Source organism: Streptomyces sp. TAA040 (assembly GCF_000424845.1).
The window spans coordinates 216,691-242,259 of sequence record NZ_AUKR01000001.1 but is presented as its reverse complement, the minus strand read 5'-3'; the positions used below and the strand labels follow the sequence as shown (position 1 = coordinate 242,259).

General features: G+C 71.5%; 20 protein-coding genes and 1 pseudogene. 6 read left to right on the top strand and 15 right to left on the bottom strand.

The genetic code is table 11. The annotated features are described in order from the left end of the window. Positions 1–255: 255 nt before the first annotated feature. Positions 256–3,798 carry a DNA polymerase III subunit alpha gene (gene dnaE, locus H300_RS0101080; protein WP_028425922.1) on the bottom strand — a complete coding sequence of 1,181 codons (3,543 nt, stop codon included), beginning with the start codon at positions 3,796–3,798 and terminating at the stop codon, positions 256–258. Between the two features lie 235 nt (positions 3,799–4,033). On the opposite strand from dnaE, the gene H300_RS0101075 reads away from it, so the two are divergent. Both H300_RS0101075 and H300_RS0101070 read left to right on the top strand, forming a co-directional pair. Next, positions 4,034–4,720 carry a hypothetical protein gene (locus tag H300_RS0101075; protein WP_028425921.1) on the top strand — a complete coding sequence of 229 codons (687 nt, stop codon included), beginning with the start codon at positions 4,034–4,036 and terminating at the stop codon, positions 4,718–4,720. Positions 4,721–4,759: 39 nt separating this feature from the next. After that, positions 4,760–5,587, top strand: a complete 828-nt coding sequence (locus H300_RS0101070) for a thioredoxin domain-containing protein (protein ID WP_028425920.1) — start codon at positions 4,760–4,762, stop codon at positions 5,585–5,587. A gap of 73 nt (positions 5,588–5,660) precedes the next feature. Here the strand turns inward: H300_RS0101070 and H300_RS0101065 are convergent, their stop codons facing one another. Further along, complete coding sequence (locus tag H300_RS0101065; RefSeq protein ID WP_486583425.1) at positions 5,661–6,785, bottom strand: CopD family protein; 1,125 nt, start codon at positions 6,783–6,785, stop codon at positions 5,661–5,663. A gap of 200 nt (positions 6,786–6,985) precedes the next feature. On the opposite strand from H300_RS0101065, the pseudogene H300_RS32050 reads away from it, so the two are divergent. Beyond that, positions 6,986–7,228: pseudogene (locus H300_RS32050) on the top strand (serine/threonine-protein kinase); the annotation flags it as partial. A 160-nt stretch (positions 7,229–7,388) separates the two neighbouring features. Here the strand turns inward: H300_RS32050 and H300_RS0101060 are convergent. Continuing rightward, entirely contained in the window at positions 7,389–7,964 is a 576-nt protein-coding gene (locus H300_RS0101060; protein WP_037978795.1) for a dienelactone hydrolase family protein, read from the bottom strand. Positions 7,965–8,077: 113 nt separating this feature from the next. Between H300_RS0101060 and H300_RS24370 the strand changes: the two genes are divergently transcribed. Beyond that, on the top strand, positions 8,078–9,136 hold the full coding sequence (locus H300_RS24370; protein WP_037978794.1) for a mechanosensitive ion channel domain-containing protein: 1,059 nt from the start codon (positions 8,078–8,080) through the stop codon (positions 9,134–9,136). A gap of 53 nt (positions 9,137–9,189) precedes the next feature. Here H300_RS24370 and H300_RS0101050 read toward each other — a convergent pair whose 3' ends face one another. Beyond that, positions 9,190–10,137, bottom strand: a complete 948-nt coding sequence (locus H300_RS0101050) for an RluA family pseudouridine synthase (protein ID WP_028425917.1) — start codon at positions 10,135–10,137, stop codon at positions 9,190–9,192. Positions 10,138–10,313: 176 nt separating this feature from the next. On the opposite strand from H300_RS0101050, the gene H300_RS24365 reads away from it, so the two are divergent. Beyond that, the gene (locus tag H300_RS24365; protein ID WP_158678302.1) at positions 10,314–11,567 is read left to right on the top strand and encodes a metallopeptidase domain-containing protein; all 1,254 of its coding nucleotides are present in this window, start codon (positions 10,314–10,316) and stop codon (positions 11,565–11,567) included. Between the two features lie 10 nt (positions 11,568–11,577). Here H300_RS24365 and lspA read toward each other — a convergent pair whose 3' ends face one another. Together lspA and H300_RS29060 are read right to left on the bottom strand one after the other, a co-directional pair. Continuing rightward, positions 11,578–12,138 carry a signal peptidase II gene (lspA, locus tag H300_RS24360; RefSeq protein WP_078515650.1) on the bottom strand — a complete coding sequence of 187 codons (561 nt, stop codon included), beginning with the start codon at positions 12,136–12,138 and terminating at the stop codon, positions 11,578–11,580. A 61-nt stretch (positions 12,139–12,199) separates the two neighbouring features. Beyond that, positions 12,200–12,745, bottom strand: a complete 546-nt coding sequence (locus tag H300_RS29060) for a TraR/DksA family transcriptional regulator (RefSeq protein ID WP_078515618.1) — start codon at positions 12,743–12,745, stop codon at positions 12,200–12,202. Positions 12,746–13,416: 671 nt separating this feature from the next. On the opposite strand from H300_RS29060, the gene ileS reads away from it, so the two are divergent. Further along, a complete protein-coding gene (gene ileS / locus H300_RS0101030; protein ID WP_028425916.1) occupies positions 13,417–16,560 on the top strand; it encodes an isoleucine--tRNA ligase in 3,144 nt (1,047 codons plus the stop codon). Between the two features lie 206 nt (positions 16,561–16,766). On the opposite strand, the gene H300_RS29055 is transcribed toward ileS, so the two are convergent. The 9 genes from H300_RS29055 to ftsW all read right to left on the bottom strand — a co-directional run bounded on the left by H300_RS29055 (position 16,767) and on the right by ftsW (position 25,516). Then, positions 16,767–18,026, bottom strand: a complete 1,260-nt coding sequence (locus H300_RS29055; RefSeq protein WP_051269262.1) for a DivIVA domain-containing protein — start codon at positions 18,024–18,026, stop codon at positions 16,767–16,769. A gap of 49 nt (positions 18,027–18,075) precedes the next feature. Beyond that, entirely contained in the window at positions 18,076–18,360 is a 285-nt protein-coding gene (locus H300_RS0101015; protein WP_028425913.1) for a YggT family protein, read from the bottom strand. A 64-nt stretch (positions 18,361–18,424) separates the two neighbouring features. After that, on the bottom strand, positions 18,425–19,048 hold the full coding sequence (locus H300_RS0101010; RefSeq protein ID WP_028425912.1) for a cell division protein SepF: 624 nt from the start codon (positions 19,046–19,048) through the stop codon (positions 18,425–18,427). Positions 19,049–19,170: 122 nt separating this feature from the next. Next, complete coding sequence (locus H300_RS0101005) at positions 19,171–19,902, bottom strand: YggS family pyridoxal phosphate-dependent enzyme (protein ID WP_028425911.1); 732 nt, start codon at positions 19,900–19,902, stop codon at positions 19,171–19,173. An 8-nt stretch (positions 19,903–19,910) separates the two neighbouring features. After that, positions 19,911–20,642, bottom strand: a complete 732-nt coding sequence (gene pgeF, locus H300_RS0101000; RefSeq protein WP_028425910.1) for a peptidoglycan editing factor PgeF — start codon at positions 20,640–20,642, stop codon at positions 19,911–19,913. A 37-nt stretch (positions 20,643–20,679) separates the two neighbouring features. Then, the gene (gene ftsZ / locus H300_RS0100995) at positions 20,680–21,906 is read right to left on the bottom strand and encodes a cell division protein FtsZ (protein WP_028425909.1); all 1,227 of its coding nucleotides are present in this window, start codon (positions 21,904–21,906) and stop codon (positions 20,680–20,682) included. Between the two features lie 277 nt (positions 21,907–22,183). After that, on the bottom strand, positions 22,184–23,005 hold the full coding sequence (locus H300_RS0100990; RefSeq protein ID WP_051269260.1) for an FtsQ-type POTRA domain-containing protein: 822 nt from the start codon (positions 23,003–23,005) through the stop codon (positions 22,184–22,186). Positions 23,006–23,035: 30 nt separating this feature from the next. Continuing rightward, positions 23,036–24,130 (bottom strand): undecaprenyldiphospho-muramoylpentapeptide beta-N-acetylglucosaminyltransferase, encoded by a 1,095-nt coding sequence (gene murG / locus H300_RS0100985; RefSeq protein WP_028425907.1) that lies wholly within the window; start codon positions 24,128–24,130, stop codon positions 23,036–23,038. A gap of 6 nt (positions 24,131–24,136) precedes the next feature. Beyond that, complete coding sequence (ftsW, locus tag H300_RS0100980) at positions 24,137–25,516, bottom strand: putative lipid II flippase FtsW (protein WP_028425906.1); 1,380 nt, start codon at positions 25,514–25,516, stop codon at positions 24,137–24,139. Between the last annotated feature and the right edge of the window lie 53 nt (positions 25,517–25,569).

Sequence of the window (25,569 nt, the reverse complement as noted above, 5' to 3'; positions counted from 1 at the left end):
CCAGCTCACCCGGCCGGACCGCTCGACGGCGGCCGAGCCCGGGGGTCAGCGGCGCGGCACGGCCGAGCAGTCCGGCCGTCCGGCGACGGAGCGGCGGCCGAGCGCAAGCAGCGGACGAAGAAGTTCGGCCACAACTGAGCCGCCGGACGGCACGGGGGCCACGGGGGCCACGGGGGCCACGGCGCGACGAGGCGGCGGAGCCGCGCGAGGGAGGGGCGGGGGCTGCCGGGCGTTCCGCCCGGCAGCCCCCGCTGCTCACCCGGCCAGGCAGGCCGGGCCGAGCAGCGCCTTGAGGTCGCCGAAGAGCGCCGGGTCGGCCGTCACCCGGTGCCGGTCGAGCCGCAGCACCGTGGTCTTCCGCGACCCCTGGAGTCTGACCCGCACCTCGGTAGCGCCGCGGTGGTGGGTGAGGACCTCCCCCAGCCGTTCGACCAGAGGGGGAGTGATCTTCACCGAGGGGATGGTGATCGTCACCGGGGCGTTGGCCGAGGCCTCGCTGAGGTCCGGGATCATCAGCTCCATGGCGACCAGCCGGGGCACGTCCTCCCGCTTGTCCAGCCGTCCCTTCACGAACACCACCGCGTCCTCCGTCAACTGGGTGGAGACCAACTGGTAGGTGGCGGGGAAGAACATGCAGTCCAGCGAGCCCGCCAGGTCCTCCACTGTGGCAATGGCCCAGGCGTTGCCCTGTTTGGTCATCTTGCGCTGCAGGCCGGAGATGATCCCGCCGATGGTGACGATCGCCCCGTCCGAGTAGTCCCCACCGGTCAGCTGGGCGATGGCCGCGTCGGCCTTGTCGTTGAGCACGTGCTCGATGCCGAACAGCGGGTGGTCCGAGACGTAGAGCCCGAGCATCTCCCGCTCCTGGGCGAGCAGGTAGGACTTGTCCCACTCGACGTCCGAGAACTCGACGTCGAGCCCGAAGCCGGGGGTGTCGCCGCCGTCGTCCCCGCCGAGGTCGCCGAAGAGGTCGAACTGCCCCTCGGCCTCCTTGCGCTTGACCTGCACGACGTTGTCGATCATCGGCTCGAACTGGCCGGTCAGCCCCTTGCGGGTGTGGCCCAGCTCGTCGAAGGCACCGGCCTTGATCAGCGACTCGACGGTGCGCTTGTTGCAGACCACCGACTCGACCTTGTCGAGGAAGTCCGGGAAGGAGCTGTACTTGCCCTTGGCCTTCCGGCAGCGGACGATCGAGTCGACCACGTTCTGGCCCACGTTGCGGACGGCGGTGAGCCCGAAGACGATCGTGTCGTCACCGCGCGGGGTGAAGTTGGCGTCCGACTCGTTCACGTCCGGTGGGAGCACCTTGATGCCCATCCGGCGGCACTCGTTGAGGTAGACCGCCGACTTGTCCTTGTCGTCGCGCACCGAGGTGAGCAGCGCCGACATGTACTCGGCCGGGTAGTTCGCCTTGAGATAGGCCGTCCAGTAGGTCACGAGGCCGTACGCGGAGGAGTGCGCCTTGTTGAAGGCGTAGCCGGCGAACGGGACGAGGACGTCCCAGACGGCCTTCACCGCCTCGTCGGAGTACCCGCGCTCGCGCATGCCGGCCTGGAAGGGCACGAACTCCTTGTCCAGGACCTCCTGTTTCTTCTTGCCCATCGCCCGGCGCAGCAGGTCGGCCTGGCCGAGCGAGTAGCCGGCGAGCACCTGCGCGGCCTTCTGCACCTGCTCCTGGTAGACGATCAGACCGTGGGTGATGTCCAGGACCTCGCGGAGCGGCTCCTCCAGCTCCGGGTGGATCGGGGTGATCTCCTGCTGCTTGTTCTTGCGCAGTGCGTAGTTGATGTGCGAGTTCATGCCCATCGGGCCGGGCCGGTAGAGGGCGGAGACGGCGGAGATGTCCTCGAAGTTGTCCGGCTTCATCATCCGCAGCAGCGAGCGCATCGGGCCGCCGTCGAACTGGAAGACGCCGAGGGTGTCGCCGCGCTGGAGCAGTTCGTACGTCTTCGGGTCGTCCAGGGGCAGGTCGAGCAGCGAGATGTCGATGCCCTTGTTCTTCTTGATGGCCTTCTGCGCGTCGTCCATGATCGTGAGGTTGCGCAGCCCCAGGAAGTCCATCTTCAGCAGGCCGAGCGACTCGCAGCTCGGGTAGTCCCACTGGGTGACGACCACTCCGTCGTTCTTCGGCGAGAAGACCGGGACATGGTCGATCAGCGGCTCGCTGGACATGATCACACCGGCCGCGTGCACCCCCATCTGCCGCACGAGGCCCTCGATGCCGCGCGCCGCGTCGATGACCTTGGTGACGTCCGGCTCGTTCTCGTACATCGACCGGATCTCGCCGGCCTCGCTGTAGCGGGGGTGGTCCTTGTCCGTGATGCCAGCCAGCGGCAGTCCCTTGCCGAGGACGTCGGCCGGCATCGCCTTGGTGATGCGGTCCCCGACCGCGTACGGGTAGCCCAGTACCCGGGCGGAGTCCTTGATCGCGTTCTTCGCCTTGATGGTGCCGTAGGTGCCGATCATGGCGACCTTGTCGGCGCCGTACTTCTCGGTGACGTACCGGATCACCTCACCGCGCCTGCGCTCGTCGAAGTCGATGTCGACATCGGGCATGGAGACACGTTCCGGGTTGAGGAACCGCTCGAAGATCAGACCGTGGTCGATCGGGTCGAGGTCGGTGATGCCCATCGCGTAGGCGACGATCGAGCCGGCCGCCGAGCCGCGCCCCGGGCCGACCGCGATCCCGTTGTTCTTGGCCCACATGATGAAGTCCGCGACGACCAGGAAGTAACCGGGGAAGCCCATCTCGATGATGATGCCCATCTCGTAGGCGGCCTGCCGGTTGCGGTCCTCCGGCACCCCGTTCGGGTAGCGGCGCGCCATGCCGCGCTTGACCTCCTCCTGGAACCAGCTCACCTCGTCGAAGCCCTCGGGCACCTCGAAGCGCGGCATCAGGTTCCTGGTTTGGAACATGCCCGCGGTGTCGACGCGGTCCGCGATCAGGCGCTGGGTGTTCAGGCAGCCCTGCTGCCAGGCGTCCGAGTTGTCGATGGCGTACATCGCGGCGGCGGACTTCAGGTAGTAGCCACTGCCGTCGAAGCTGAAACGGTCGGGGTCGGAGAGGTTGCTGCCGGTCTGGATGCACAGCAGCGTGTCGTGGGCCTGCGACTCGTGCTCGTAGGTGTAGTGCGAGTCGTTGGTCACCACGAAGGGGGCGGCGATGCGCTTGGACACCTCCTCCAGACCCGCGCGCGCCCGCCGGTCGATGTCGATGTCGTGGTCCATCAGCTCGACGAAGAAGTTCTCCTTGCCGAAGATGTCCTGGTACTCGCCGGCGGCCTTGACGGCCTCGTCCATCAGGCCGAGGCGGATCTTCGTGGAGACCTCGCCGGAGGGGCAGCCGGTGGTGGCCATCATGCCCTCGGCGTACTCCGCCAGCAGCTCGCGGTCCATGCGCGGTTTACGGAAGAAACCTTCCAGGCTGGCCCTGGACTGGGCCCGGAAGAGGTTGTGCAGCCCGGTGCGGTTGCGCGCCCACATGGTCATGTGGGTGTAGGCGCCGTTGCCGGAGACGTCGTCCCGCTTCTGGTGCGGCGCCCCCCACTTCACCGGGCGGGTGAACCTCCGCGACTCCGGTGCCAGGTAGGCCTCGATACCCATGACCGGGACCACGCCGGCCGACTCGGCCTGGTGGAAGAAGTCGTACGCCCCGTGCAGGTTGCCGTGGTCCGTCATGGCGATGTGCGACATGTTCATCTCGCCGCACGCCTTGAACATGTCCTTGAGTCGGGCGGCACCGTCCAGCAGCGAATACTGAGTGTGCACGTGCAAATGCGTGAACGGCTTGTCGGTCACGGGGTGGGCCACCTCCGGCGCGGATCTTTCAGGGGCAGCCCCGAAGTCTACGGCGGCACACCCACACCACACGGACATCCCGGCTCCTCCGCCACGCGTCCTCCCCCGAGTCCTCGCCCCAACCTCCCCGGACGACCGGCGCGGCACCTCCCGGCGGGCGGCCCCGGGCCGGTCCCGCAGCGGCCCCGGTCCGCTTCACCTGACGTTTAACCGGGTCCATGGCACACTCTGCGCGATGGCAGTCACAGCGCTCGGCGTCCGCACGGCTCGCGCCGCGGTCTTCACCGCGGTGTGTGTCACGCTGTCCGCGGGCACCCACGTGCTGCTCTCCGCGAACCCGCTGCCCCTGCTCCCGCTGGCCGGTGTGACGCTGGCCGTCTTCGCGATCGCCTTCGCCCTCGCCGGCAGGGAACGCGGCTTCTGGCGCATCGCCGCACTGCTGGCACCGCTGGAACTGGCTGCCGACACCGTGTTCACCGCCGGGCAGCAGACCTGCTACGGCCCCTCGGGCGGCCCAGTGACCGGACCGCTGCGCGCGGTGGGGTTCGACCTCATCTGCGCCGGCGGCGACTTCGGCACCCCGCTGGCACGGATGGCGGCCGACACCTCGGGCACCTCCTCGGCGCACCCGGCCGGGCCGTGGCTGCTGCTCGCCGCGCACCTCGGCCTCGGCCTCGCCGCCGCCGGCTGGCTGCAGCGCGGCGAGACGGCGCTGGGCCGGCTGCTGCGGGCGGCCGCCGCCGAGGCGGTCGCTCCGTTCCGGCTGCTCCTGCGCGCTCTGACCGGGCTGCGCCCGACGGGCGCCCGGGACCGCGGGCCGCTGCGTCCCGTCAGCCACCCGGCGCCGGTGCGCCGGATTCCGCTGCTCACCCACTCCGTCGTCCGACGAGGGCCCCCGGGCGGGCTGACCACCGCAGCTTGAGCCCCCCGTCACCACGTCCTCACACGGAGAACCCACACCATGAGCAAGCGCAACAGCCAGGAAGCGAAGCGGACCGCCCGGGAGCGGCTGCGGGTGGAGCGCGAGAAGCAGGCGAAGAAGGAGAAGGTCCGCCGCCAGCTCGGCGTGGCCGGCGCCGTCGTCGCCGTGCTCGCCGTCGCCGCGGGCATCGGCTTCGCCGTCACCAACCTGAACAGCGGCGACGACGGCAGCGACTGGGACGCCGCGCAGGACGCGGAACTCGTCAAGCCCGCCAACGCCTCCGGGGACACGGGCCTGAACGTCGTCATCGGCGAGACGGACGCAGAGAAGACGCTGGAGATCTACGAGGACATGCGCTGCCCGACCTGCGCCGCCTTCGAGCAGGCGAGCGGCGAGGTCGTCAAGAAGGACCTGGAGGAGGGCAAGTACAAGGCCTCGTTCACCATGGCCACCTTCATCGACAACATGGCGCCCGGCACCGGCTCCAAGAACTCGCTGAGCGCGCTCGGCGCGGCGCTGGACGTCAGCCAGCAGGCCTTCCTCGACTACAAGGGCATGCTGTACTCCGCCGAGTACCACCCGGAGGAGAGCGCGGACGACTTCGCCGACGACGACTACCTCCTCGACGTCGCCGAGGAGGTCGACGAGCTGAAGGGCAACGAGGAGTTCGCCGAGAACGTCACCAGCGGCACCTTCGACCGCTGGGCGCTGGAGATGTCGAAGAAGTTCGACGACAGCGACGTCTCGGGCACCCCCGCCTTCAAGATGGACGGCGAGAAGCTGACGGTCGAGGGCGCCCAGGAGGGCACTCCGATCATCACGCCGGAGCAGTTCAACACCGCTGTGGACAAGGCCCTCAAGGGCTGACGCCCGGCGGAGCGGCGCCCCCGGGTCCGCGCGCACACCGCGCGGACTCGGGCGGCATGCGCCGGTGGGGACCTCACCAGAAGACGGGCACCGGGACGGCCGTCAACAGGGCGGAGAGCGCCACCACCACGACCAATACCAGGTTCTCCGTCCGCGCCGGCACCAGCGCGGACGCGGGATCGGACGCGGTGTGCAGCCGGCGGCGGGCGAGCAGCGCCAGTACGGCCACCACCCCCACCAGCAGCAGCTTCGCGGTCAGCGTCCGCCCGTACGCCGTGCTCGTCACCGCGTCCGGCGGCAGCCGCCGCAGCGTGCTGACGATGCCGGTGGCCGTGAGCACCGCGAACAGCCCCAGCGCCACCCGGGCGTAGCGGCCGAGGAGCGCCGCGGCGGCCCGGGGGGCGCGGCGGCGCCACTGCCGTACGGTCCGCACCACGTGCAGCAGACCTCCCGTCCACAGCGCCGCGCAGCTCAGGTGCAGCAGAGTCATCGCGCTGCCGACCAGCGGGCTGTGCATCTCCGGGTGGGCCCGCAGCGCCTCGGCCACGATCACCGCGGCCAGCGGCAGGGTCGCGCTCCCCGGCCGCCGGGTGGTGGCGCAGAGCGCCGCGGCGGCGAAGGCGTTGACCTCGATCAGGGCCAGCAGGCCGTCCCTGGTCCGGTACAAGCCGCCGAGGTCGAGATCGGCCCACTGCTGCGGCAGGAGGTTGCCGGTGGAGACGATGGAGGCGAGGCCGAAGGCCGCCGCCAGACCGGCGGCGGACGCGGCCACCGGCCAGGCGGCGGGCAGCGGCCCGTCCGGGGCGCCGGGGGTACGGCGGGCCCAGTGGGCGGTGGCCAGCCCCCCGAGGTGGACTGAGAGGGCGAGAAACATCACCGTGCGCAGCAGGGCCACCGTGCCGGCTCCCGGTCCGGACCCCTCCCCCGTGCCGTGCAGGGCCGTCCCGGGGCCCAGCAGCGGTACGAGCGCGGCAGCGAGGGTGACGGCCAGCATGGCGACGGCGCCGCCCGTACCCGGAGCCGCCGCGGCCCGTCGGCGGCCGGTCCGCGGCCGCTCCGAACGCGGCGGCTGCGACGGTGGCGGCACCGCGTGGGGCGGCAGCGGCTGCCGGGTCGGCGCGGGAACCGCAGCGGGGACGGGCGCCGCGGCGGGGACGGGCGGGTCGTCCGGCCGGGGGCCGGAGGCGGAGAAGGACACCCCAGGATGGTTGCCGCCACCACCGGACAAGGCAAGCCCGGGACCGGTTCTGCCCGGGATCCGAGCGAGGGGCAGCCGAAATCCGGACGCGGCGAACGAAGTTGGCCGCCCACCCGTAGTCTGGCCCGCTGGCCGGGGGTACTCAGGGACACATCGTCGGCGGGCGCTTCGAGCTGCTCGACCGCCTGGGCGCCTGCGGGATGGGCGCCGTGTGGCGAACGCGCGACCTCGCGCTCCAGCGCGAGGTCGCGCAGCAAGAGGTCAGACCATCCGACCCGCTGCTCGTTCCGGAGGACTCCGCGCCCTCCCGCATGCTGCGCGAGGCACGTGCCCTGGCCCGGCTGAGCCGTCCGCACGTGGTGACGATCCACCACATCGTCGACCAGCGGCCGCACCCGTGGCTCGTGAGGGAGCCGGTGCCCGGCGGCTCCCTCCAGGACCGGGGAGACGGAGGCGGACGACTGCGTCGGCCGCTACCTGAGCGACGACGCGGCCGACCGGGTCCATGTCTGCCACCGCGAGCCCGAGATGGCCGGAGGGGCGCCCTCCCGCGCGTCCCCGGGTGCGCGGCGGCCCGAGCGGCACGGCCGGACCGGAGCCCGCTCAGCCGATCTCGGCGAGGAAGCCGAGCGCCACCCGCCAGGTCCGCGCGGTCGCCTCCTCGTCCCAGTCGGGCAGCTCCGGGGCGGTGTAGAGGTGGCCGGCCCCCGGGTAGCGGTGGACCTCCACCTCGGCGCCGGCCCGCCGCATCCGCAGGTACCAGGCGTTCAGCCAGTCGTGCGGCTCGAAGGGGTCAGGATCGGCGACGTGGAGCTGCACGGGGAGTTCGTCCACCGCGGCGTCGTCGGCGAGGTCCGAGGTGCCGTGGAGCAGGAGCAGCCCGCGGGCGCGGCGGTCGGCAAGGGCGAGGTTCTGCGCCACCGAACCGCCCAGGGAGAGGCCGGCGTACACCAGCCCGCGTTCGCTCAGCGGACCCGTCGCGGTGACCGCGCGCATGAGGAGTTCGTCACGGCCGATCTCCTCCTTGACGGCCATTCCCTCCTCGACGGTCGAGGCCGTCCGGCCGCCGTACAGGTCCGGGGTGTGCACCTCGTGCCCGGCCTCGCGCATCCGCTGAGCAGCGGATGCGACCGCGGGCCCGGGGCCGTAGGCGGAATGGAACAGCACAACCGTCGCCACAGTGTCACTCTTTCGCTCGTCCTGACAGCAGCGTCTCACCTCGGTGCCGGACCTTCCATCCGGGCGGGTACGGTCGGCCCTGAACTCATTTCGCTCAAGGAGTCGAGATCAACATGGAAGACGTGCTGCGGCCCGTCATCGTATTCGGCGGCGCCCTCCTCCTCGCAGGCCTGTTGGGTTGGGGTGTCGATCTGCTGCTGGTCAGAATCGACCGCCGCCACCCGGAGACGCCCATGTGGGGCATGCTCCGCCGAGGCCGGTTCCCGTTGCAGGCGGTGCTGTTCGTGGCGCTCGTCAAGGGGTTCTTCGGCAGTGCCAAGCTGATCCGGGACGACAAGGAGCTGGCCGAGCTCTGGTTGACGATCATCATGATCGCCGCCTCCGCCTGGCTGGCCCTGCGGATCGTCACCGCGATAGCGGAGACCGCCGCCTCGCGCTACTCGGGCGTGGCCCAGGACCCGGCGCGGGCCCGGCGGGTACGCACCCAGCTCACCCTGATCCAGCGGCTGGTGACGGCCGTGGTGACAGTGATCGCGGTAGCGGCGATCATGCTCCAGTTCCCGGCGATGAAGACGGTCGGCACCTCGATGCTGGCCTCGGCGGGTGTGCTGGGCATCGTCGCCGGTATCGCCGCCCAGTCGACGCTCGGCAACCTCTTCGCCGGACTCTCCATCGCCTTCGGCGACATGGTGCGGATCGGCGACACCGTCGTGGTGGACGGCGAGTGGGGCACGGTCGACGAGATCACCGTCTCGTACCTGGTGGTGCTGACCTGGGACGAGCGCCGGATCACCATGCCGGTCTCGTACTTCACCAGCAAGCCGTTCGAGAACTGGTCCCGCGGCGGGCCGCAGATGACCGGCACCGTCTTCCTCCAGCTCGACCACACCACGCCGATCGCCGAACTGCGGGGGCGGACCGAGGAGGTCGTGCGAGCCAGCGACTCCTGGGACGGCCGCAACTGGAGCCTGGTGGTCACCGACACCACCCCCTCGACCATCGAGGTCCGGGCCTCGATGACGGCCAGGACGGCGGACGACATCTGGACGCTGCGCTGCGAGGTCCGCGAGGCACTGGTCACCTGGCTCCAGGAGAAGCACCCCCACGCGCTTCCCAAGGTGCGCACCTCCCCCGACGCGGCCCACGCCCCGCAGGGCCCCCGGCAGATCTGAACCGGAACACCCCGGCCGCGCTTCCGGGAGGCACGGCCGGGGCGTTCCGTGCCCTACGCGCTCTCCGCCGCGACCTTCTCCAGGGCGAGGCGGAGGTCGTCCGGGTAGCCGCTCTCGAACTCCACCCAGCGGCCGTCGGACGGGTGGCTGAACCCCAGCCGGACGGCGTGCAGCCACTGGCGGGTGAGGCCGAGTCGCTTGGCCAGCGTCGGGTCCGCTCCGTAGGTGAGGTCACCGACGCAAGGGTGGCGGTGCGCGGCCATGTGCACCCGGATCTGGTGGGTGCGCCCGGTCTCCAGCTTGACGCCCAGGAGGCTGGCCGCCCGGAAGGCCTCGATCAGGTCGTAGTGGGTGACGGAGTCCTTGCCCTCCGCGGTGACGGCCCACTTGTAGTCGTGCTGCGGGTGGCGTCCGATCGGCGCGTCGATGGTGCCGCTCATCGGATCCGGGTGACCCTGGACCAGCGCGTGGTAACGCTTGTCCACCGTCCGCTCCCGGAACTGCTGCTTGAGCAGGGTGTAGGCGCGCTCCGACTTGGCCACGGCCATCAGCCCCGAGGTGCCGACGTCGAGCCGGTGGACGATGCCCTGGCGCTCGGCGGCACCGGAGGTCGTGATGGCGTAGCCGGCGGCGGCCAGGCCGCCGATGACGGTGGTGCCGGCCCACCCGGGACTGGGGTGCGCGGCGACACCGACCGGCTTCATCACGACCACGAGGTCCTCGTCGTCGTGCACGATCTCCATGCCCTCGACCGGCTCCGCGACGATCCGCACCGGCGAGGGCGGCTCCGGCATCTCGACCTCCAGCCAGGCGCCGCCGTACACACGGTCCGACTTGGCCGCGTCCCTCCCGTCCAGCCGGACCCTGCCGGCCGCGGCCAGTTCGGCCGCCTTGGTGCGGGAGAAGCCGAACAGCCTGGCCAGGGCGGCGTCGAGACGCTCGCCCTCCAGACCGTCGGGCACGGGCAGGGTTCGGACCTCGGAAGGCAGTGGGGTACTCACCCGTCCGAGTATGCCGGAGGAGGGCCACCCCTTCGGACCGGCCCGGAGTGCGGAGCGGGCCGGTCCCGGTGACGGTGTGGACACGGAACGTCGCCGCGGTCCGACGCGGCCTCCGCCACCGGCCGACGGCGCCGGCGCGTCCACCGTCCTCCGCCCGGCCCCGCAGGAGTCGCCCGATGCCGTCCCGCTCCCCCGCTCACCGCGCTCGCCCGCGCACCGTCCCCTCCGTACCCGCCGTGGCCCGGGCGCGGCTGCCCCGGAGCCTTCCGGTGCTGGCGGTGGTCGGCGCGGTGCTGCTGGGCGCGGCGCCGGCGCCCTCGCGGGCCGCCCCGGCGGCGGACATCGAGGGGCCGTGCGCGATCGCGCCGCATCCGGGCGGCGGCGTCGGCGAGGGTCCGCACGGAGACCGGTACATCCGGCCGGTGGGCACCCGGAAGGCCACCCTCGTCATGGTCGACTTCCCCGGCCTTCCGGCCCGTTCGGCGGCGGCGGAGCGGGCGGCGTTCTTCGCGGACTACGCCGAAGACTACCTGCGGCAAGCGTCGTACGGCAGGTACCGGCTGGAGCACGAGGCCACCGCCTGGGTGCGGATGCCCGAGGCCTGGCCCGCGTACGGGATCGCCCGCGGCAGCTCGGCGGCTGCGATGCGGCGGTATGTGCAGGACGCCGTGGACGCGGCGATCGCCTCGGGCACCGGCTTCGGGTCCACCGACCTGGTCTACGTGGTGGCCGACGACAACGTGCCGGCGAGCCCGATGGTGTCCCAGGCGTACACCTTCCGCGGCCTGACGGCCGGGGACCGTGCGCTGAACGCGGCGGCCCTGGTGTTCGGCAGGAGGTCGGACAGCGCGGCGTGGCAGCGCGGCAACTTCGTCCACGAGGCGAACCACCTCTACGGGCTGCCCGACCTCTACAACGCGCGCGAGGGCGCCTCGGTGGAGTTCGCCGGCGGCTGGGACACCATGAGCATCGCCGGCCGGAGCGATCTGATCGGCTGGCACAAGTGGAAGCTGGGCTGGCTCACCACCGGTGAGGTGCACTGCGCGGGCCGCGGCACGGCCGCGTACCGGCTGAAGCCGATCGGTTCCCCGGACGGCGCCCGAATCGCGGTGGTGAAGACCGGCCCCGGCACCGTACTGGTGGCGGAGGCGCGCACCCGCAGCGGCCTCGACGCCGGGGTGTGCACCGAGGGCGTACTGCTGTACTCGGTGGACTCCCGGGTGCGCTCCGGGCGCGGGCCGGTGCGGGTGGTGGACGCGGAGCCGCGCAGCGGCGGCGGCGTCTGCCGGGGCGGTGGCCGGAGCGAACAGCTCGCCGAGCTGGCCGACGCGCCGTTCCAGCCCGGTGGGGTCCACCGGGCCGACGGGACGACGTTCGAGGTGCTCCGGTCGGAGGGCGGCGCGTGGTCGGTGCGGATCACCCGCCGTTGACCGCGGCGGCTCAGTCGCGGTGGACGGTGCCGTCCGGGTCGAGGCCGCGGAAGGACAGCACGACGATCAGGACGCCGCCGCAGACGATGGCGGAGTCCGCCAGGTTGAACACGGCGAAGTGGGCCGGCGCGATGAAGTCCACCACGGCGCCGTGCAGCGGCCCGGGCGAGCGGAAGACCCGGTCGGTGAGGTTGCCGAGCGCACCGCCCAGCAGCAGGCCGAGCGCGAGGGCCCAGGGCGTGCTGTAGAGCTTGCGGGCGATCCGGAAGATCACCACCACGACCGCGGCCGCGATGGCGGTGAAGACGATCGTCAGCGCCTCGCCCATGCCGAACGCGGCACCGGAGTTGCGCACCACGTGGAACTGCAACCAGGTGCCGAGGACCTCGATCGTCCCCTGGTTCTCCAGTTCGGCGACCACGATCAGCTTGGTGACCAGGTCAAGGAGGTAGGCCAGCGCGGCGACGCCGAGGAGCACCGCGATCCTGCGCCTGCCCCTGGGTCGCTCCGCCGTTTCGTCCGCGGTGTGTTCCGGCGCTTCGTCGATGGCCTGCTCCGCCTCTGCTGTCACGGGATGAGAGTACGACACGCGCGCCCGGAGGGGCCCGCTGCCTCTCCGGGCTGCATTCCGCTCAGCGGCGTTCCTGCTTCTGCTTGCACTCGACGCAGAGCGTGGCCCGCGGGAAGGCCTGCATCCTGGCCTTGCCGATCGCCTTGCCGCAGCTCTCGCAGAGGCCGTAGGTCCCGGCCTCCAGCCGCTCCAGGGCGCGCTCGCTCTGGTAGACCATCTCCCGGGCGTTCTCGGTGACGGCCATCTCGTGCTCGCGGGTGACGTTCTTCGTCCCGGTGTCGGCCTGGTCGTCGCCCGCGCCGTCGCCCGAGTCCCGCATCAGGCCGTTGAGCGCCTTCTCCGAGGCGTCGATCTCCTCCCGGAGCCGCTGGGCCTCCGTCTGGAGGCCGACCCGGGCCTCCTCCACCTCCTCGGGAGTCCACGGGTCCTCGCCGGCCCGTACCGCCAGGTCCGAGGCGGCAGCCGCCGCGGAGGCGCGGGCCGATGGCACCGCCGAGGGCTTCTCGGTCGTCGTCTTCTTCGCAGCCACCGTCTTGGCTCCCGTCTGCTGTGTGCCCGCCTCGGCGGACACCGTCCTGGCGGCAGGTCTACCCGCCGCCTCGATCATGCTGCCTCACCGGGCGTGCCGCGCACGCCCGCACCCCGGCGATTCCGCGCCGTGGCCTTCGTCAACGATTCGAGGGCCTGCCCGGGTTCCGCCCGCCGATGCCTTCCTCGTCCGCTCCTTCCGGCCCCGGCGCCCGGGACGGGTCGCCTCGGGTCGTGCCCTGCGTGTGCTCCGTGCTGTCGGAGGGCGGCTCGCGTCGACTGTACGAGCGAGCGTCCGCACATACTGTGATCTTGCTCGCAAATCGTCCCGGAACGATAAATCGACTCCCCGCGCACGGCAACGTGGCACGCCGGTCTGGAAGCGTTGTGCCCCGCTCGGCGGCGGGAAAACGCTCCGCACCGCTCACGGGCGGCCCGTACACTGGTCGGCAGCGAAAGGCGTGGAAGGGGACGAGTAGCGTCCGTGTGCAGCCCGCAGCGACCCGGGGACGGTGTGAGCCCGGGGGCCGGCGCGACGCGAAGATCACCCCCGAGCCGCCGGAGGAAAGCTCGACAGAGCGAGTAGAACCGGCACGCAGGGCCGGCCCCCTCGGGGCGGCCCGACCTCGACGAGAGGGTTCCGCGGCCGGTCCGCGGCGCCAAGGAGGGTGGTACCGCGGGTGCCCCGCCGATCAGGCGGAGCGCTCGTCCCTCCGACGGAAGAAGCCGTGTCCGCCGGAGGAACGCCCGATGAGTCCGACCCCGCAATACCGCCAGGTGCCCGCCCAGGTCGACCTGCCCGCGCTGGAGCACGAGACGCTCCGTTTCTGGCAGGACCAGAAGATCTTCGCCCGCACTCTGGAGCAGTCCGAGGGCCGCCCCGAGTGGGTGTTCTACGAGGGCCCGCCCACCGGGAACGGCATGCCGGGCGCCCACCACATCGAGGCCAGGGTCTTCAAGGACGTCTTCCCCCGCTTCCGCACCATGCGCGGCTACCATGTGGCCCGCAAGGCCGGCTGGGACTGCCACGGCCTCCCGGTGGAGCTCGCGGTGGAGAAAGAGCTGGGCTTCAACGGCAAGAAGGACATCGAGAACTACGGCGTCGCGGAGTTCAACGCGAAATGCCGCGAGTCCGTCACCCGCCACACCGACGCCTTCGCCGACCTGACGCGCCGGATGGGCTACTGGGTCGACCTGGACGACGCCTACCGGACGATGGACCCGCAGTACATCGAGTCGGTGTGGTGGTCACTGAAGGAGATCTTCACCAAGGGCCTGCTGGTCCAGGACCACCGGGTGGCGCCCTGGTGCCCGCGGTGCGGCACCGGCCTGTCCGACCACGAGCTGGCCCAAGGGTACGAGACGGTCGTCGACCCCTCGGTGTACGTCCGCTTCCCGCTCACCTCCGGCCCCCTGGCGGGGGAGGCCTCACTGCTGGTCTGGACGACCACCCCCTGGACGCTGGTCTCCAACACCGCCGTGGCGACCCACCCGGACGTGGTCTACGCGGTGGCCACCGACGGGAACGAGAAGCTGGTGGTGGCCGAGCCGCTGCTGGAGTCGGCGCTCGGCGAGGGCTGGACGGCCACCGGGCAGACCTTCACCGGCGCCGAGACGGAGCGCTGGACCTACCGGCGCCCGTTCGACCTGGTGGACATTCCGGACGCGCACTACGTCGTGAACGCCGCGTACGTGACGACCGAGGACGGCACCGGACTGGTGCACCAGTCCCCCGCCTTCGGCGAGGACGACCTCGAGGTGTGCCGCGCGTACGGGCTCCCCGTGGTGAACCCGGTCCGTCCGGACGGGACCTTCGAGGCGGACCTCCCGCTGGTGGGCGGCGTGTTCTTCAAGAAGGCCGACGAGGCGCTCGTCGCCGATCTGGAGGCCGGGGGCGCGCTGTTCCGGCACGTGGCCTACGAGCACAGCTACCCGCACTGCTGGCGCTGCCACACCGCGCTGCTCTACTACGCGCAGCCGTCCTGGTACATCCGCACCACGCAGATCAAGGACGCTCTGCTGCGGGAGAACGAGGGGACCAACTGGTTCCCGGAATCGGTCAAGCACGGCCGGTTCGGCGACTGGCTGAGCAACAACGTCGACTGGGCGCTCTCCCGGAACCGCTACTGGGGCACCCCGCTGCCGGTGTGGCGGTGCGAGGAGCAGCACCTCACCTGCGTCGGTTCGCTCGCCGAACTGTCGGAGCTGACGGGGCGGGACCAGAGCGGCCTCGACCCGCACCGCCCGTACATCGACGAGGTCACCTTCCCCTGCACGGCCGAGGGATGCTCGCTCACCGCCGCCCGGGTGCCCGAGGTGATCGACGCCTGGTACGACTCGGGATCGATGCCCTTCGCGCAGTGGGGCTACCCGTACCGGAACAAGGAGCTGTTCGAACGCCGCTACCCGGCCCAGTTCATCTCCGAGGCGATCGACCAGACCCGCGGCTGGTTCTACACGCTGATGGCCGTCGGCACCCTGGTCTTCGACAAGTCCTCGTACCAGAACGTGGTCTGCCTCGGGCACATCCTGGCCGAGGACGGCAGGAAGATGTCCAAGCACCTGGGCAACATCCTGGAGCCGCTCCAGCTCATGGAGCAGCACGGCGCCGACGCGGTGCGCTGGTTCATGGCGGCCGGCGGGTCCCCGTGGGCCGCCCGGCGGGTCGGCCACGGCACCATCCAGGAAGTCGTCCGCAAGACCCTGCTGACGTACTGGAACACCGTCGCCTTCCAGGCCCTGTACGCGCGCACGGGCGGCTGGGCCCCCAGCCCCACCGACCCCGAGCCCGCTCGCCGGCCGCTGCTGGACCGCTGGCTGCTGAGCGAACTGCACGCCCTGGTGGACCAGGTGACGGTCGCCATGGAGGGCTACGACACCCAGCGCGCGGGCAAGCTGCTGTCCACCTTCGTGGACGACCTCTCCAACTGGTACGTACGCCGGTCCCGGCGGCGCTTCTGGCAGGCCGACCCGGCCGCGCTCCGCACCCTGCACGAGGTGCTGGAGACGGTCACCCGGCTGATGGCGCCACTGGTGCCGTTCATCTCCGAGCGGGTGTGGCAGGACCTGGTCGTCCCGGTGGCCCCTAACGCACCCGAGTCGGTGCACCTGGCCGACTGGCCGGTGGCCGATCCGGACGCGGTGGACCCGCAGTTGTCCGGGGACATGCTGCTCGTACGCCGCCTGGTGGAGCTGGGACGGGCCACCCGCGCCGAGTCGGGTGTCAAGACCCGTCAGCCGCTGTCCCGGGCACTGGTGGCCGCACAGGGCTTCGAGCTCCTCGACGAGGACCTGCGCGAGCAGGTGGCCGAGGAGCTGAACGTCAGCAGGCTCGCCTCGCTGTCGGATGTCGGCGGCTCGCTGGTGGACACCTCCGCGAAGGCCAACTTCCGCGCGCTGGGACGCCGGTTCGGCAAGGGCACCCAGCCGGTCGCCAGGGCGATCGCGGAGGCGGACGCCGCCGCGCTCTCCGCCGCGCTGCGCGCCGGCACTGCGGCGGTCGAGGTGGACGGCGAGCGGGTGGCGCTGGCCCCCGAGGAGGTCATTGTCACCGAGACGCCCCGGGAGGGCTGGTCCGTCGCCTCGGACACCGGCGCGACGGTCGCCCTGGACCTGGAGATCACGCCCGAGCTGCGCCGTGCCGGACTGGCCAGGGACGTGATCAGGCTCATCCAGGAGGCCCGCAAGAACTCCGGCCTGGACGTGGCGGACCGGATCGCGCTGCGCTGGCGGACGGCGGACGAGGAGCTGGCCACCGCGCTGGCCGAACACCGCTCACTGATCGCCAACGAGGTCCTGGCCACCGACCTCGGCGACGGGGTGCCGGACGACTCGTTCGGTGCGCCGTTCACCGACGAGGCGCTGGGGCTGGGCTTCCGCTTGCGCAAGGTCTGAGCAGCCGCGCCGCCCGAGCCGGGCGGCGCGGCGCGGCGCGGAGGGGAACTGTCCCGCGGGACAGTTCCCCTCCGCCTTCCGTCCCTCCGCCTCGCGCCGGCCCGTGCTCCGGGCGCGGCGAAGGGCCGGGTCCGCTGCGGACCCGGCCCCTGCGATATGCCGTGGTGTGGGCGCCCGCCGCTACGCGCGGCGGGCAGCTCCGCTCGTCAGCTGTCGTCCTCGTCGATGAGGAAGCCGCGCATCGGCGACGGGGCCTGCTGCATGGGCTGCGGGCCCTGCGGCCTGACCGGTGCCATCGGCTGCGTCATCGCCGGGGACATCTGCTGCTGCCCGCCGTAGCCCTGGTTGCCGCCACCCTGCGAGTGTCCGCCGTGGCCGCCCATCTGCTGGTTGCCGCCCATGGACTGGTTGCCACCCATCTGCTGGTGGCCGCCCATGGTGTTCCCGGAGGGCGCACCCGCCGAAGCCATCGAGGGCGAGGCCGGCAGCGAGGGGGCCGCCGGCGAACGCGGCGGGGCGAGCGAGTCGTCCGCCTGGTTCTCCAACTGACGCAGCTGGCTCTCCAGGTAGGACTTCAGCCGGGTGCGGTACTCCCGCTCGAAGCCGCGCAGGTCCTCGACCTTACGCTCCAGTGTGGCGCGGGCGGACTCCAGCGAGCCCATCGCCACCCGGTGCTTCTCCTGGGCGTCCCGCTCAAGGGCGTCCGCCTTGGCGCGGGCGTCCCGCTCCAGACCCTCGGCGCGGCTGCGTGCCTCACCGACGATCTTGTTGGCCTCGGAACGCGCCTCGGCGATCGCCTGGTCCGCGGTCTGCTGGGCCAGCGAGAGCACACGCGCGGCGCTCTCGTTGTTCTGGCCACCGCCGCCACCGCCCTGCTGCTGCGCCTGCTGCATCTGCGGCGGACCGCTGTGGCCGCCCATGGGGCCGCCCTGGCCCATGGGGCCGGGGCCGTGCGGACCGCCCTGGTGCTGCTGGTGCTGCTGTTGCTGGGGGTGCTGCTGCTGGTGCTGCGGGTGCTGCGGGTGCCCGCCAGGACCCGCCGGGAGTTGAGGAGCCCCGCCGGGGAGTTGGGGCGGTCCGCCCATCTGCTGGCCGGGGTGCTGCTGCTGGCCGGGGTGCTGCTGACCGGGAGGGTGCTGCTGGCCGGGGTGCTGCCCCGGGTGCTGCTGCCCCGGAGGCACCGGCTGCGGTCCGGATATGGCAGCGGGCACCGGGGCGCCCCCGGGTCGCTGCTGTTGCTCCTGGGGAGGCTCCTGCTTGCGCATGCCCTGTTGCTGCTGGTTCTGCGCCGCGGCCCGAGTCGCCGCGGCCAGCTTGGCGCGCAGGTCCTCGTTCTCCCGGAGCAGGCGGGTCAGTTCGGCTTCGACCTCGTCCAGGAAGGCATCGACCTCGTCCTCGTCATAGCCTTCTCGGAGGCGGACGGTCGTGAACTGCTTGTTCCGCACGTCCTCGGGGGTCAACGGCATCTCTTCACCTCAACGTAGGTCATCGGCATATCGGCAAGACCGTACTCGCTCACAGGCTGGCCACCACGGTGATCAGGATGTAAACGATGATCATCAATACGAAGAAGGACAGGTCGAGCGCCACACCCCCGAAGCGCAGCGGCGGGATGAACCGCCGCAGCAGCTTGAGTGGCGGATCAGTGACAGTGTAGGTGGCCTCCAGAACGACCACCATCGCCTTGCCGGGCTGCCATGAGCGGGCGAACATGAAGACGTAGTCCATCACCAGCCGGAAGATCAGCACGCCGAGAAAGCATTGCAGCGCAACCAGGATCACCTGTTGTGCGATGTCCATTCCGCGCTTCCCTCTCCCCTGCGGTCCTCCGGCCTGGTGGCCGGGGTCGATCCGGTGTCGTGACTCAGCTCTGGTTGAAGAACCCGCCCTCTGCGATGCGGGCCTTGTCCTCCGCCGTTACATCGACGTTAGCAGGAGACAGGAGGAACACCTTCTGCGTCACCCGCTCAATACTCCCGTGCAGCCCGAAGACCAGTCCGGCCGCAAAGTCGACAAGTCGCTTCGCGTCCGTGTCGTCCATCTCGGTCAGGTTCATGATCACCGGCGTGCCCTCGCGGAAGTGTTCCCCGATGGTACGGGCCTCGTTGTAGGTCCGGGGGTGAAGTGTGGTGATCCGGTACGGCTCCCGCTCCGACACGACCTTGGGCATGATCACCGGCGCACTCTTCTCCAGGTTCGGACGATCAGGTGTGATGGATGACACGGGGGCGATCCGGGCCGCTCGTCCCCCGTCGCCGACGAGGGCGGGAGATTGCTCACGTTCCCGTTGAGCGGGCGGGTGGACGGCCCGGACGGGCTCCTCCGGCTCCACTTCCTGCACCACCGGGTGGGCCTGGTGGCGCCGCCGGTCGCGCTCGGGCTCGGGCTCGGGTTCGAATTCGTCGTCGGGGTCGTAACCCCGGCCGTCATAACCATCGTCCTCCACGAGGCCGAGGTAGACCGCCATCTTGCGCATCGCGCCGGCCATGCTCCGCATCCTCCGCTCGGTGGTGGATCGGCTCCGTCACCGGTGGGCCTGGAATCCACGCGGTCCTCCCCTTCGTCGGGAATGACCATATTTTCTGCTGTGGTCCGACTTTCTTCGTGACGTTACCGGAGCCCGGGGCGGACTCCGAGTACCGCAGTGCCGACGCGTACATGTGTCGCTCCGGCCGCCACGGCGTCCTCCAGGTCCCCGCTCATCCCCGCCGATATCATGCTTGCAGCAGGAACCCGCCGCCGCAGGCCGGTTGAGATTTCGGCCAGCCGCCCGAAGGCCGCTCGCGGGCGTCCCGCCCAGGGTCCCTCCAGCGGCGCCACGGTCATCACCCCGGCGAGTCGCAGGGCGTCGGCATCCGCCACCGCGTCGGCCAACTCGTCCAACCCGGCCGGTTGCGCGCCACCGCGGCCCTCCGCGGCATCCGGTGACTCCTTGTCGAGGGCCACCTGGAGCAGGCAGCCCACCTCGCGGCCGTGCTGAACGGCGGCCCCGGAGAGCGCGGTCACCAGCCGCAGGCGGTCGACAGAGTGGACATAATCGCAGTATCCCGCCACGGAACGGGCCTTATTGGTCTGCAACTGCCCCACGAAGTGCCAGACCAGCGGGAGGTGGGCGCAGGCGGCCGCCTTCGGTGCCGCCTCCTGGTCCCGGTTCTCGGCGACGTGCCGGACACCCAGCTCCGCGAGCAGCCGAACGTCGGACGCGGGCCTGGTCTTGGTGACCACGATCAGGGTCACCTCGGAGCGCGGCCGGCCGGCCGCGGCGCACGCCGCGTCGATGCGCCGCTCCACGCGCTCCAGGTTCGCGGCCAGTTCGGCCCTGCGCGCCGCGGTCTCCGTCATCGTTCCGCTCACTCCTCCAGCCATACGTAACTCGCCAGCCGACCCGTGGTCCGCTCCCGGCGGTACGAGAAATGATCCGCCGACTCCAGTGTGCAGACACCGGCGTCGGCGACCCGGGGCACTCCGAGTCCGGTCAGTTGCGCGCGCACCCCGGCCGCCACGTCGAGCGCCGGCGTGCCCCGGCGGGTGACGGCGTACGCCTCCGGGACGACCGTCGCCACCTCCTCGCGCATCTCCCCGGGTACCTCGTAGCAGCGGCCGCACACCGAGGGACCGGTCCAGGCGGTCATGCGCGCCGGCTCCCCACCCCGTGCGGTCATCGTCCGGACCGCCGCGGGCACGACACCGGCCAGCAGTCCCGGGCGCCCGGCGTGCGCCGCGCCCAGGATTCCCGCCACCGGGTCGGCCAGCAGCACCGGCGTGCAGTCGGCGGTGAGCACCGCGAGCGTCAGCTCCCGCCGGGCGGTGACCACCGCGTCGACCTCCGGGAGCGGCTCCCCTGGCCAGCGGTCGTCGACGACCGCGACCTGCCGGCCGTGCACCTGGTTCATCCAGACCACGGTGTCCGCGGCACGCCCCAGGGCGGCCGCAGCACGCTCCCGGTTGGTGCGCACCGCCCCGGGGTCGTCCCCCACGGCACCGCCCAGGTTGAGGCCGGCATACGGAACGGCGCTCACCCCGCCCCACCTGTCGGTGAAGGCGAAGTGCGCGCCGCTGCCGGATTCGTGCTGCCGTATCACGTCGTGCCGGGCTCGGAGGCGATCGGCGGGAGGAGCGTCACTTCAGGAAGTCCGGGACGTCGAGCTCCTCGGCCTGGCTGTCCTGGTACGGACGGGCCGGCGGCACCTGCGGGGTGCTCGGCGCGGGCGCCGGGACCTCGCTGACGGGCGCCGGGTCGACCGGAGCGGGCTCCGGCTCCTCCTCGCGGGCGGGCACACTGCCGAGCCCGCCGAAGCTGCCGCGCTCCGGCTCGGTGGAACCGGCGGCACGGGCCGGCGGCTGGCCGTCCTCCTTGCCGTAGGCGCCGAGCACCTTGTCGCGGTTCTTCGACGGGGGCTGGCCGCCGTCGAACCCGGCCGCGATGACGGTGACCCGCACCTCGTCGCCGAGCGCGTCGTCGATGACCGCACCGAAGATGATGTTCGCCTCGGGGTGGGCCGCCTCGCTGACGAGCTGCGCCGCCTCGTTGATCTCGAACAGGCCGAGATCGGAGCCGCCGGAGATGGACAGGAGCACGCCCCGGGCGCCGTCGATCGACGCTTCGAGCAGCGGTGAGGAGATGGCCATCTCGGCCGCCGCGACGGCCCGGTCGTCGCCGCGGGCCGAACCGATCCCCATCAGGGCGGAACCGGCCTCCGACATCACGGACTTGACGTCGGCGAAGTCCAGGTTGATCAGGCCCGGGGTGGTGATCAGGTCGGTGATGCCCTGAACGCCGGAGAGCAGCACCTGGTCAGCCGACTTGAAGGCGTCGAGGACGCTCACCTGCCGGTCCGAGATGGAGAGCAGCCGGTCGTTGGGGATCACGATGAGGGTGTCGACCTCGTCCCGCAGGAGGGCGATGCCGTCCTCCGCCTGGTTGGCGCGGCGGCGGCCCTCGAAGGTGAACGGACGGGTGACGACGCCGATGGTCAGCGCGCCGAGCGAGCGAGCGATGTTGGCGACGACGGGGGCCCCGCCGGTTCCGGTGCCGCCGCCCTCGCCGGCGGTGACGAAGACCATGTCGGCCCCCTTGAGGACCTCCTCGATCTCCTCCCGGTGATCCTCCGACGCCTTGCGGCCGACGTCCGGGTTGGCCCCGGCGCCCAGACCGCGGGTGAGCTCGCGGCCCACATCCAGCTTGACGTCGGCGTCGCTCATCAACAGGGCCTGCGCATCGGTATTGATCGCGATGAACTCGACGCCCTTGAGACCGACCTCGATCATCCGGTTGATGGCGTTCACGCCACCGCCGCCGATACCGACGACCTTGATGACTGCGAGGTAGTTCTGCGGTGCTGCCACGTCGAAGGCCTCTCGCCTCGAGTTACGTGTCGCCGCTCCACGGTTGGTTGCGGTGCGCGCGACCTATGCCGATGGGACGGTTCCGAATGCCGACCCGAACCCTAACGATGAAGTTTAGGGTTACCAGTGCTGTCGTTCCTTGAAGTTCTCGGAACGGACACTAAGTCGACAAGCGCTGCGCGTTCAACGAACACGCCGAACCTCCCGTTTTTCTTTTCACCCTATGTGATCAGGCATTGCGCTAGCCAGTCAGGGGGCAGGGCGCTCCGTCGGTGCGTCAACTTCCGGCCACCGCCGGGGCGCTGGGAACGCTGACATCGAAGTGTCCAGCCTTCCCACGGGCCTTCAGCAGCGCACCGAGCGCCTCCGCCTTCGCCCCGCTCCCTTCCCGACTCCCCCACATCACCGTACGTCCCCCGCTGAGTTCCAGCGTGATGGAGTCGTAACTGCGGACCCGGATGGTGCCGGTGTCCCGGCGGACCGCGACGGGCAGCGCCGAGGCCACCTCGACGGCCGCCCGGCGCAACCGGTCGGCGCCGAACCGGCGGTCGGCGGCGGACGACTCCGGCTCCAGCACCAGGAGCGGGACGCCCTCCGGACGGCTCACGACCGTCGCGTAGGGCAGGCCCGTGCGGTCCACCTCGACGTACTTGCCGGGATCGGAGGACTTCTCCAGCACCACCTCGGGGCGGCGCTCGGTCACCTTGACGGCGACCGCGTCCGGCCAGCTGCGCACCACCTCGACCGAGGCGATGCGGCGGAGCCGCTCGGTGAGCCGGTCGGCGACCGCGTCCTTGTCGACGCCCGCCATCGGCTCACCGAGCGGGATGTCCGCCACCGTGCGCACCCGCTCCTCGGACAGCACCCGGGTCCCGCTGACCGCCACCCGCTCCACCCGGAGCCAGGAGGACCCGTACAGCGCCCAGGCGCCGAACGAGCCGCCGGCGACCAGCGCCACCGAGACGACCAGCGCCGTGCGGCGGCGCGGGAGCCGCAGTCGGCGCCGGGCGCGCTGCACCGGTGGTTCACCGGAGCCCGGCTGCCGGGCCCGGCCACCGCGTTCCTCCACGGTGGCTGTGCCACCGGTTGCGCCGCCCACGCTTCCCCGCTTCCCGCGCCCCGGCCGGGATCAGCCCTGCCGACGCGCCGCGATCGCTTCGAACACCATGCCGACCAGGAGTTCGTCGGCGTCCGGACGGCCGAACTCGGCCGCGGCCCGCGCCATGTCGTAGAGCCGGTGCGGGTCGGTGAGGACGGGCAGGACCTGCTCCTGGATCCATTCCACCGTCAGCTCGGCGTCGTCGACGAGCATTCCGCCGCCGGCCTTGACCACCGGCTGGGCGTTGAGCCGCTGTTCGCCGTTGCCGATCGGCAGCGGGACGTAGGCGGCGGGCAACCCGACGGCGGAGAGTTCGGCGACGGTCATCGCACCGGCCCGGCACAGCATCATGTCGGCCGCGGCGTAAGCGAGGTCCATCCGGTCCAGATACGGTACCGGGAGATACGGCGGCATTCCCGACATGTTGTCCGTGTGCGGCAATTCGTTCTTCGGTCCGACGGCGTGCAGGATCTGCACACCCGACCGCTGGAGCGACGGCGCGGCCGCGGCCACCACCTCGTTCAGCCGCCGTGCGCCCTGCGAGCCGCCCGAGACCAGCAGGGTGGGAAGGTTCTGGTCCAGCCCGAAATCGGCGCGGGCCTGCGGGCGCGCCGCGTTCCGGTCGAGCGTGGCGATGGAGCGGCGCAGCGGGATGCCGACGTACCGGGCGTGCCGCAGCTTGCTGTCCGGCGAGGAGACGGCCACGTGCTGCGTGTAGCGTGAGCCGATCTTGTTGGCGAGCCCCGGCCTGGCGTTCGCCTCGTGGACCACGATCGGCACGCCCAGCCGCTTGGCCGCCAGGTAGGCGGGCAGGGCGACGTAGCCGCCGAAGCCCACCACACAGTCGGCCTTGGTGCGCTCCAGCACCTGCTCGGTGGCCTTGATGGTGCCCCGCAGCCGACCCGGGACCGTGATCAGCTCCGGGGTCGGCTTCCGCGGCAGCGGCACCGCGGGAATGAGCTCCAGCGCGTAGCCGCGCTCCGGCACCAGCCGGGTCTCCAGGCCTCGTTCCGTGCCCAGTGCCGTGATCCCCACGGTCGGGTCCTGCCGACGCAGGGCATCCGCGAGGGCGAGCGCGGGCTCGATGTGGCCGGCGGTCCCCCCACCGGCGAGTACGACATGCACCGAAATTCACCGCTCTCCGGACGGCGGGCTCTTGACGCGCCGTCTCATCGTCTTCCGTCTCACCCCAGCCAGCGTCCCGCGGACACCAGGCTGCCGCATGGCCAGTGCCGCGTGTGCGGCGGGGTCGCTGCGCGCGAAAGCGATCAGCAGCCCGATGGCGAACATCGTCGGCAGCAGGGCCGACCCCCCGTAGGAGAACAGCGGCAGGGGCACACCGGCGATGGGCAGGAGCCCGAGCACCGCACCGATGTTGATGACGAACTGGACCAGGAGCCAGGTCGTCACCCCTCCCGCGGCATACCTGACGAAGGGGTCCTCCGTGCGTCCGGCCACGCGGATACCCGCATAGCCTAGAGCCGCGAAGAGGGTGAGGACCGACAGCGTCCCCGCCAGGCCCAGTTCCTCACCGGTGATGGCGAAGATGAAGTCCGTGTGGGGCTCGGGCAGTTCGCCCCATTTCTCCACGCTCGCCCCGAGCCCGGAGCCGAACCAGCCGCCGGAGGCCAGCGCGTAGGTGCCATGGAGGGCCTGCCAGCACCGGTCGTCCGGGCCCGGCTCGGTCGCGCCCAGGCAGGCGAGGCGGTTCATCCGGTGCGGACTGGACAGGATGAGGACGGTGCCGACCACCACGGCCGCCCCCAGCGCGCCGGCGAACAGGCGCATCGGCGCACCGGCGAGCCAGAGCAGGCCGAACAGTATGCCCGTGATGATCATCACGGTGCCCATGTCGTCACCGGCCATCACCAGTGCGCACACCAGCAGCGCGCCGGGCACCAGCGGCACCAGCAGGTGCTTCCACTGCCCCAGCAGCCGCTTCTCGCCCTTGCGGGCGAGCAGGTCGGCCCCCCACACCAACAGCGCCAACTTGGCGAACTCGCTGGGCTGGAGCATGAACGGGCCGCCGAGGCGGATCCAGTTGGTGCTGCCGTTGACCTCCACTCCCACGCCGGGGATCTGCACCAGGAGCAGCAGGAACAGCGCGGCGGTCAGCATCGGGTAGGACAGCGCGCGCAGCAGCCGCACGGGCATCCGGGAGGCGACGAGCAGCAGCACTGCGCCGAGCGCCGCGGCCACCAACTGCTTCCGGAAGTAGTAGGTGGCCGGCAGGTCGTAGCGCAGCGCCTGGATCTGGGAGGCGGAGAACACCATCACCAGCCCGAGCAGAGTGATCAGCAGACTGCCGCCGATGATGAGGTAGTAGGCGGTCAGCGGGCGGCCCCAGGCCCTTCTGGCCCGCTCGTGGGCCCGCCGTGCCGCCTGGACCGCCGGTGCCCACGGCGGTGTTCCAGGCGGCGCGGGCGGCGGGGCGCCGGACGGGCCGCGGGACCGCCCGGGCGGCCGCCGGGCCGTCCGGGCCCGCCGGGTGAGCCGGTTGTCCGCCGTCATCTGTCCACGTCCCCTCCTGGAACCCGCGCGGGCGGCCCCGGGGTGGGAACCGG

Excerpts from the sequence above, each read along its gene's own strand:
- H300_RS0101075 (WP_028425921.1), top strand. The coding sequence starts at position 4,034 with ATGGCAGTCACAGCGCTCGGCGTCCGCACGGCTCGCGCCGCGGTCTTC.
- H300_RS29060 (WP_078515618.1), bottom strand. The coding sequence starts at position 12,745 with ATGATCGAGGCGGCGGGTAGACCTGCCGCCAGGACGGTGTCCGCCGAG.
- H300_RS0101015 (WP_028425913.1), bottom strand. The coding sequence starts at position 18,360 with ATGGACATCGCACAACAGGTGATCCTGGTTGCGCTGCAATGCTTTCTC.
- H300_RS29055 (WP_051269262.1), bottom strand. The coding sequence starts at position 18,026 with ATGCCGTTGACCCCCGAGGACGTGCGGAACAAGCAGTTCACGACCGTC.
- H300_RS0101070 (WP_028425920.1), top strand. The coding sequence starts at position 4,760 with ATGAGCAAGCGCAACAGCCAGGAAGCGAAGCGGACCGCCCGGGAGCGG.
- H300_RS24370 (WP_037978794.1), top strand. The coding sequence starts at position 8,078 with ATGGAAGACGTGCTGCGGCCCGTCATCGTATTCGGCGGCGCCCTCCTC.
- H300_RS0101010 (WP_028425912.1), bottom strand. The coding sequence starts at position 19,048 with ATGGCCGGCGCGATGCGCAAGATGGCGGTCTACCTCGGCCTCGTGGAG.
- ftsW (WP_028425906.1), bottom strand. The coding sequence starts at position 25,516 with ATGACGGCGGACAACCGGCTCACCCGGCGGGCCCGGACGGCCCGGCGG.
- H300_RS0101005 (WP_028425911.1), bottom strand. The coding sequence starts at position 19,902 with ATGACGGAGACCGCGGCGCGCAGGGCCGAACTGGCCGCGAACCTGGAG.
- ileS (WP_028425916.1), top strand. The coding sequence starts at position 13,417 with ATGAGTCCGACCCCGCAATACCGCCAGGTGCCCGCCCAGGTCGACCTG.
- H300_RS24365 (WP_158678302.1), top strand. The coding sequence starts at position 10,314 with ATGCCGTCCCGCTCCCCCGCTCACCGCGCTCGCCCGCGCACCGTCCCC.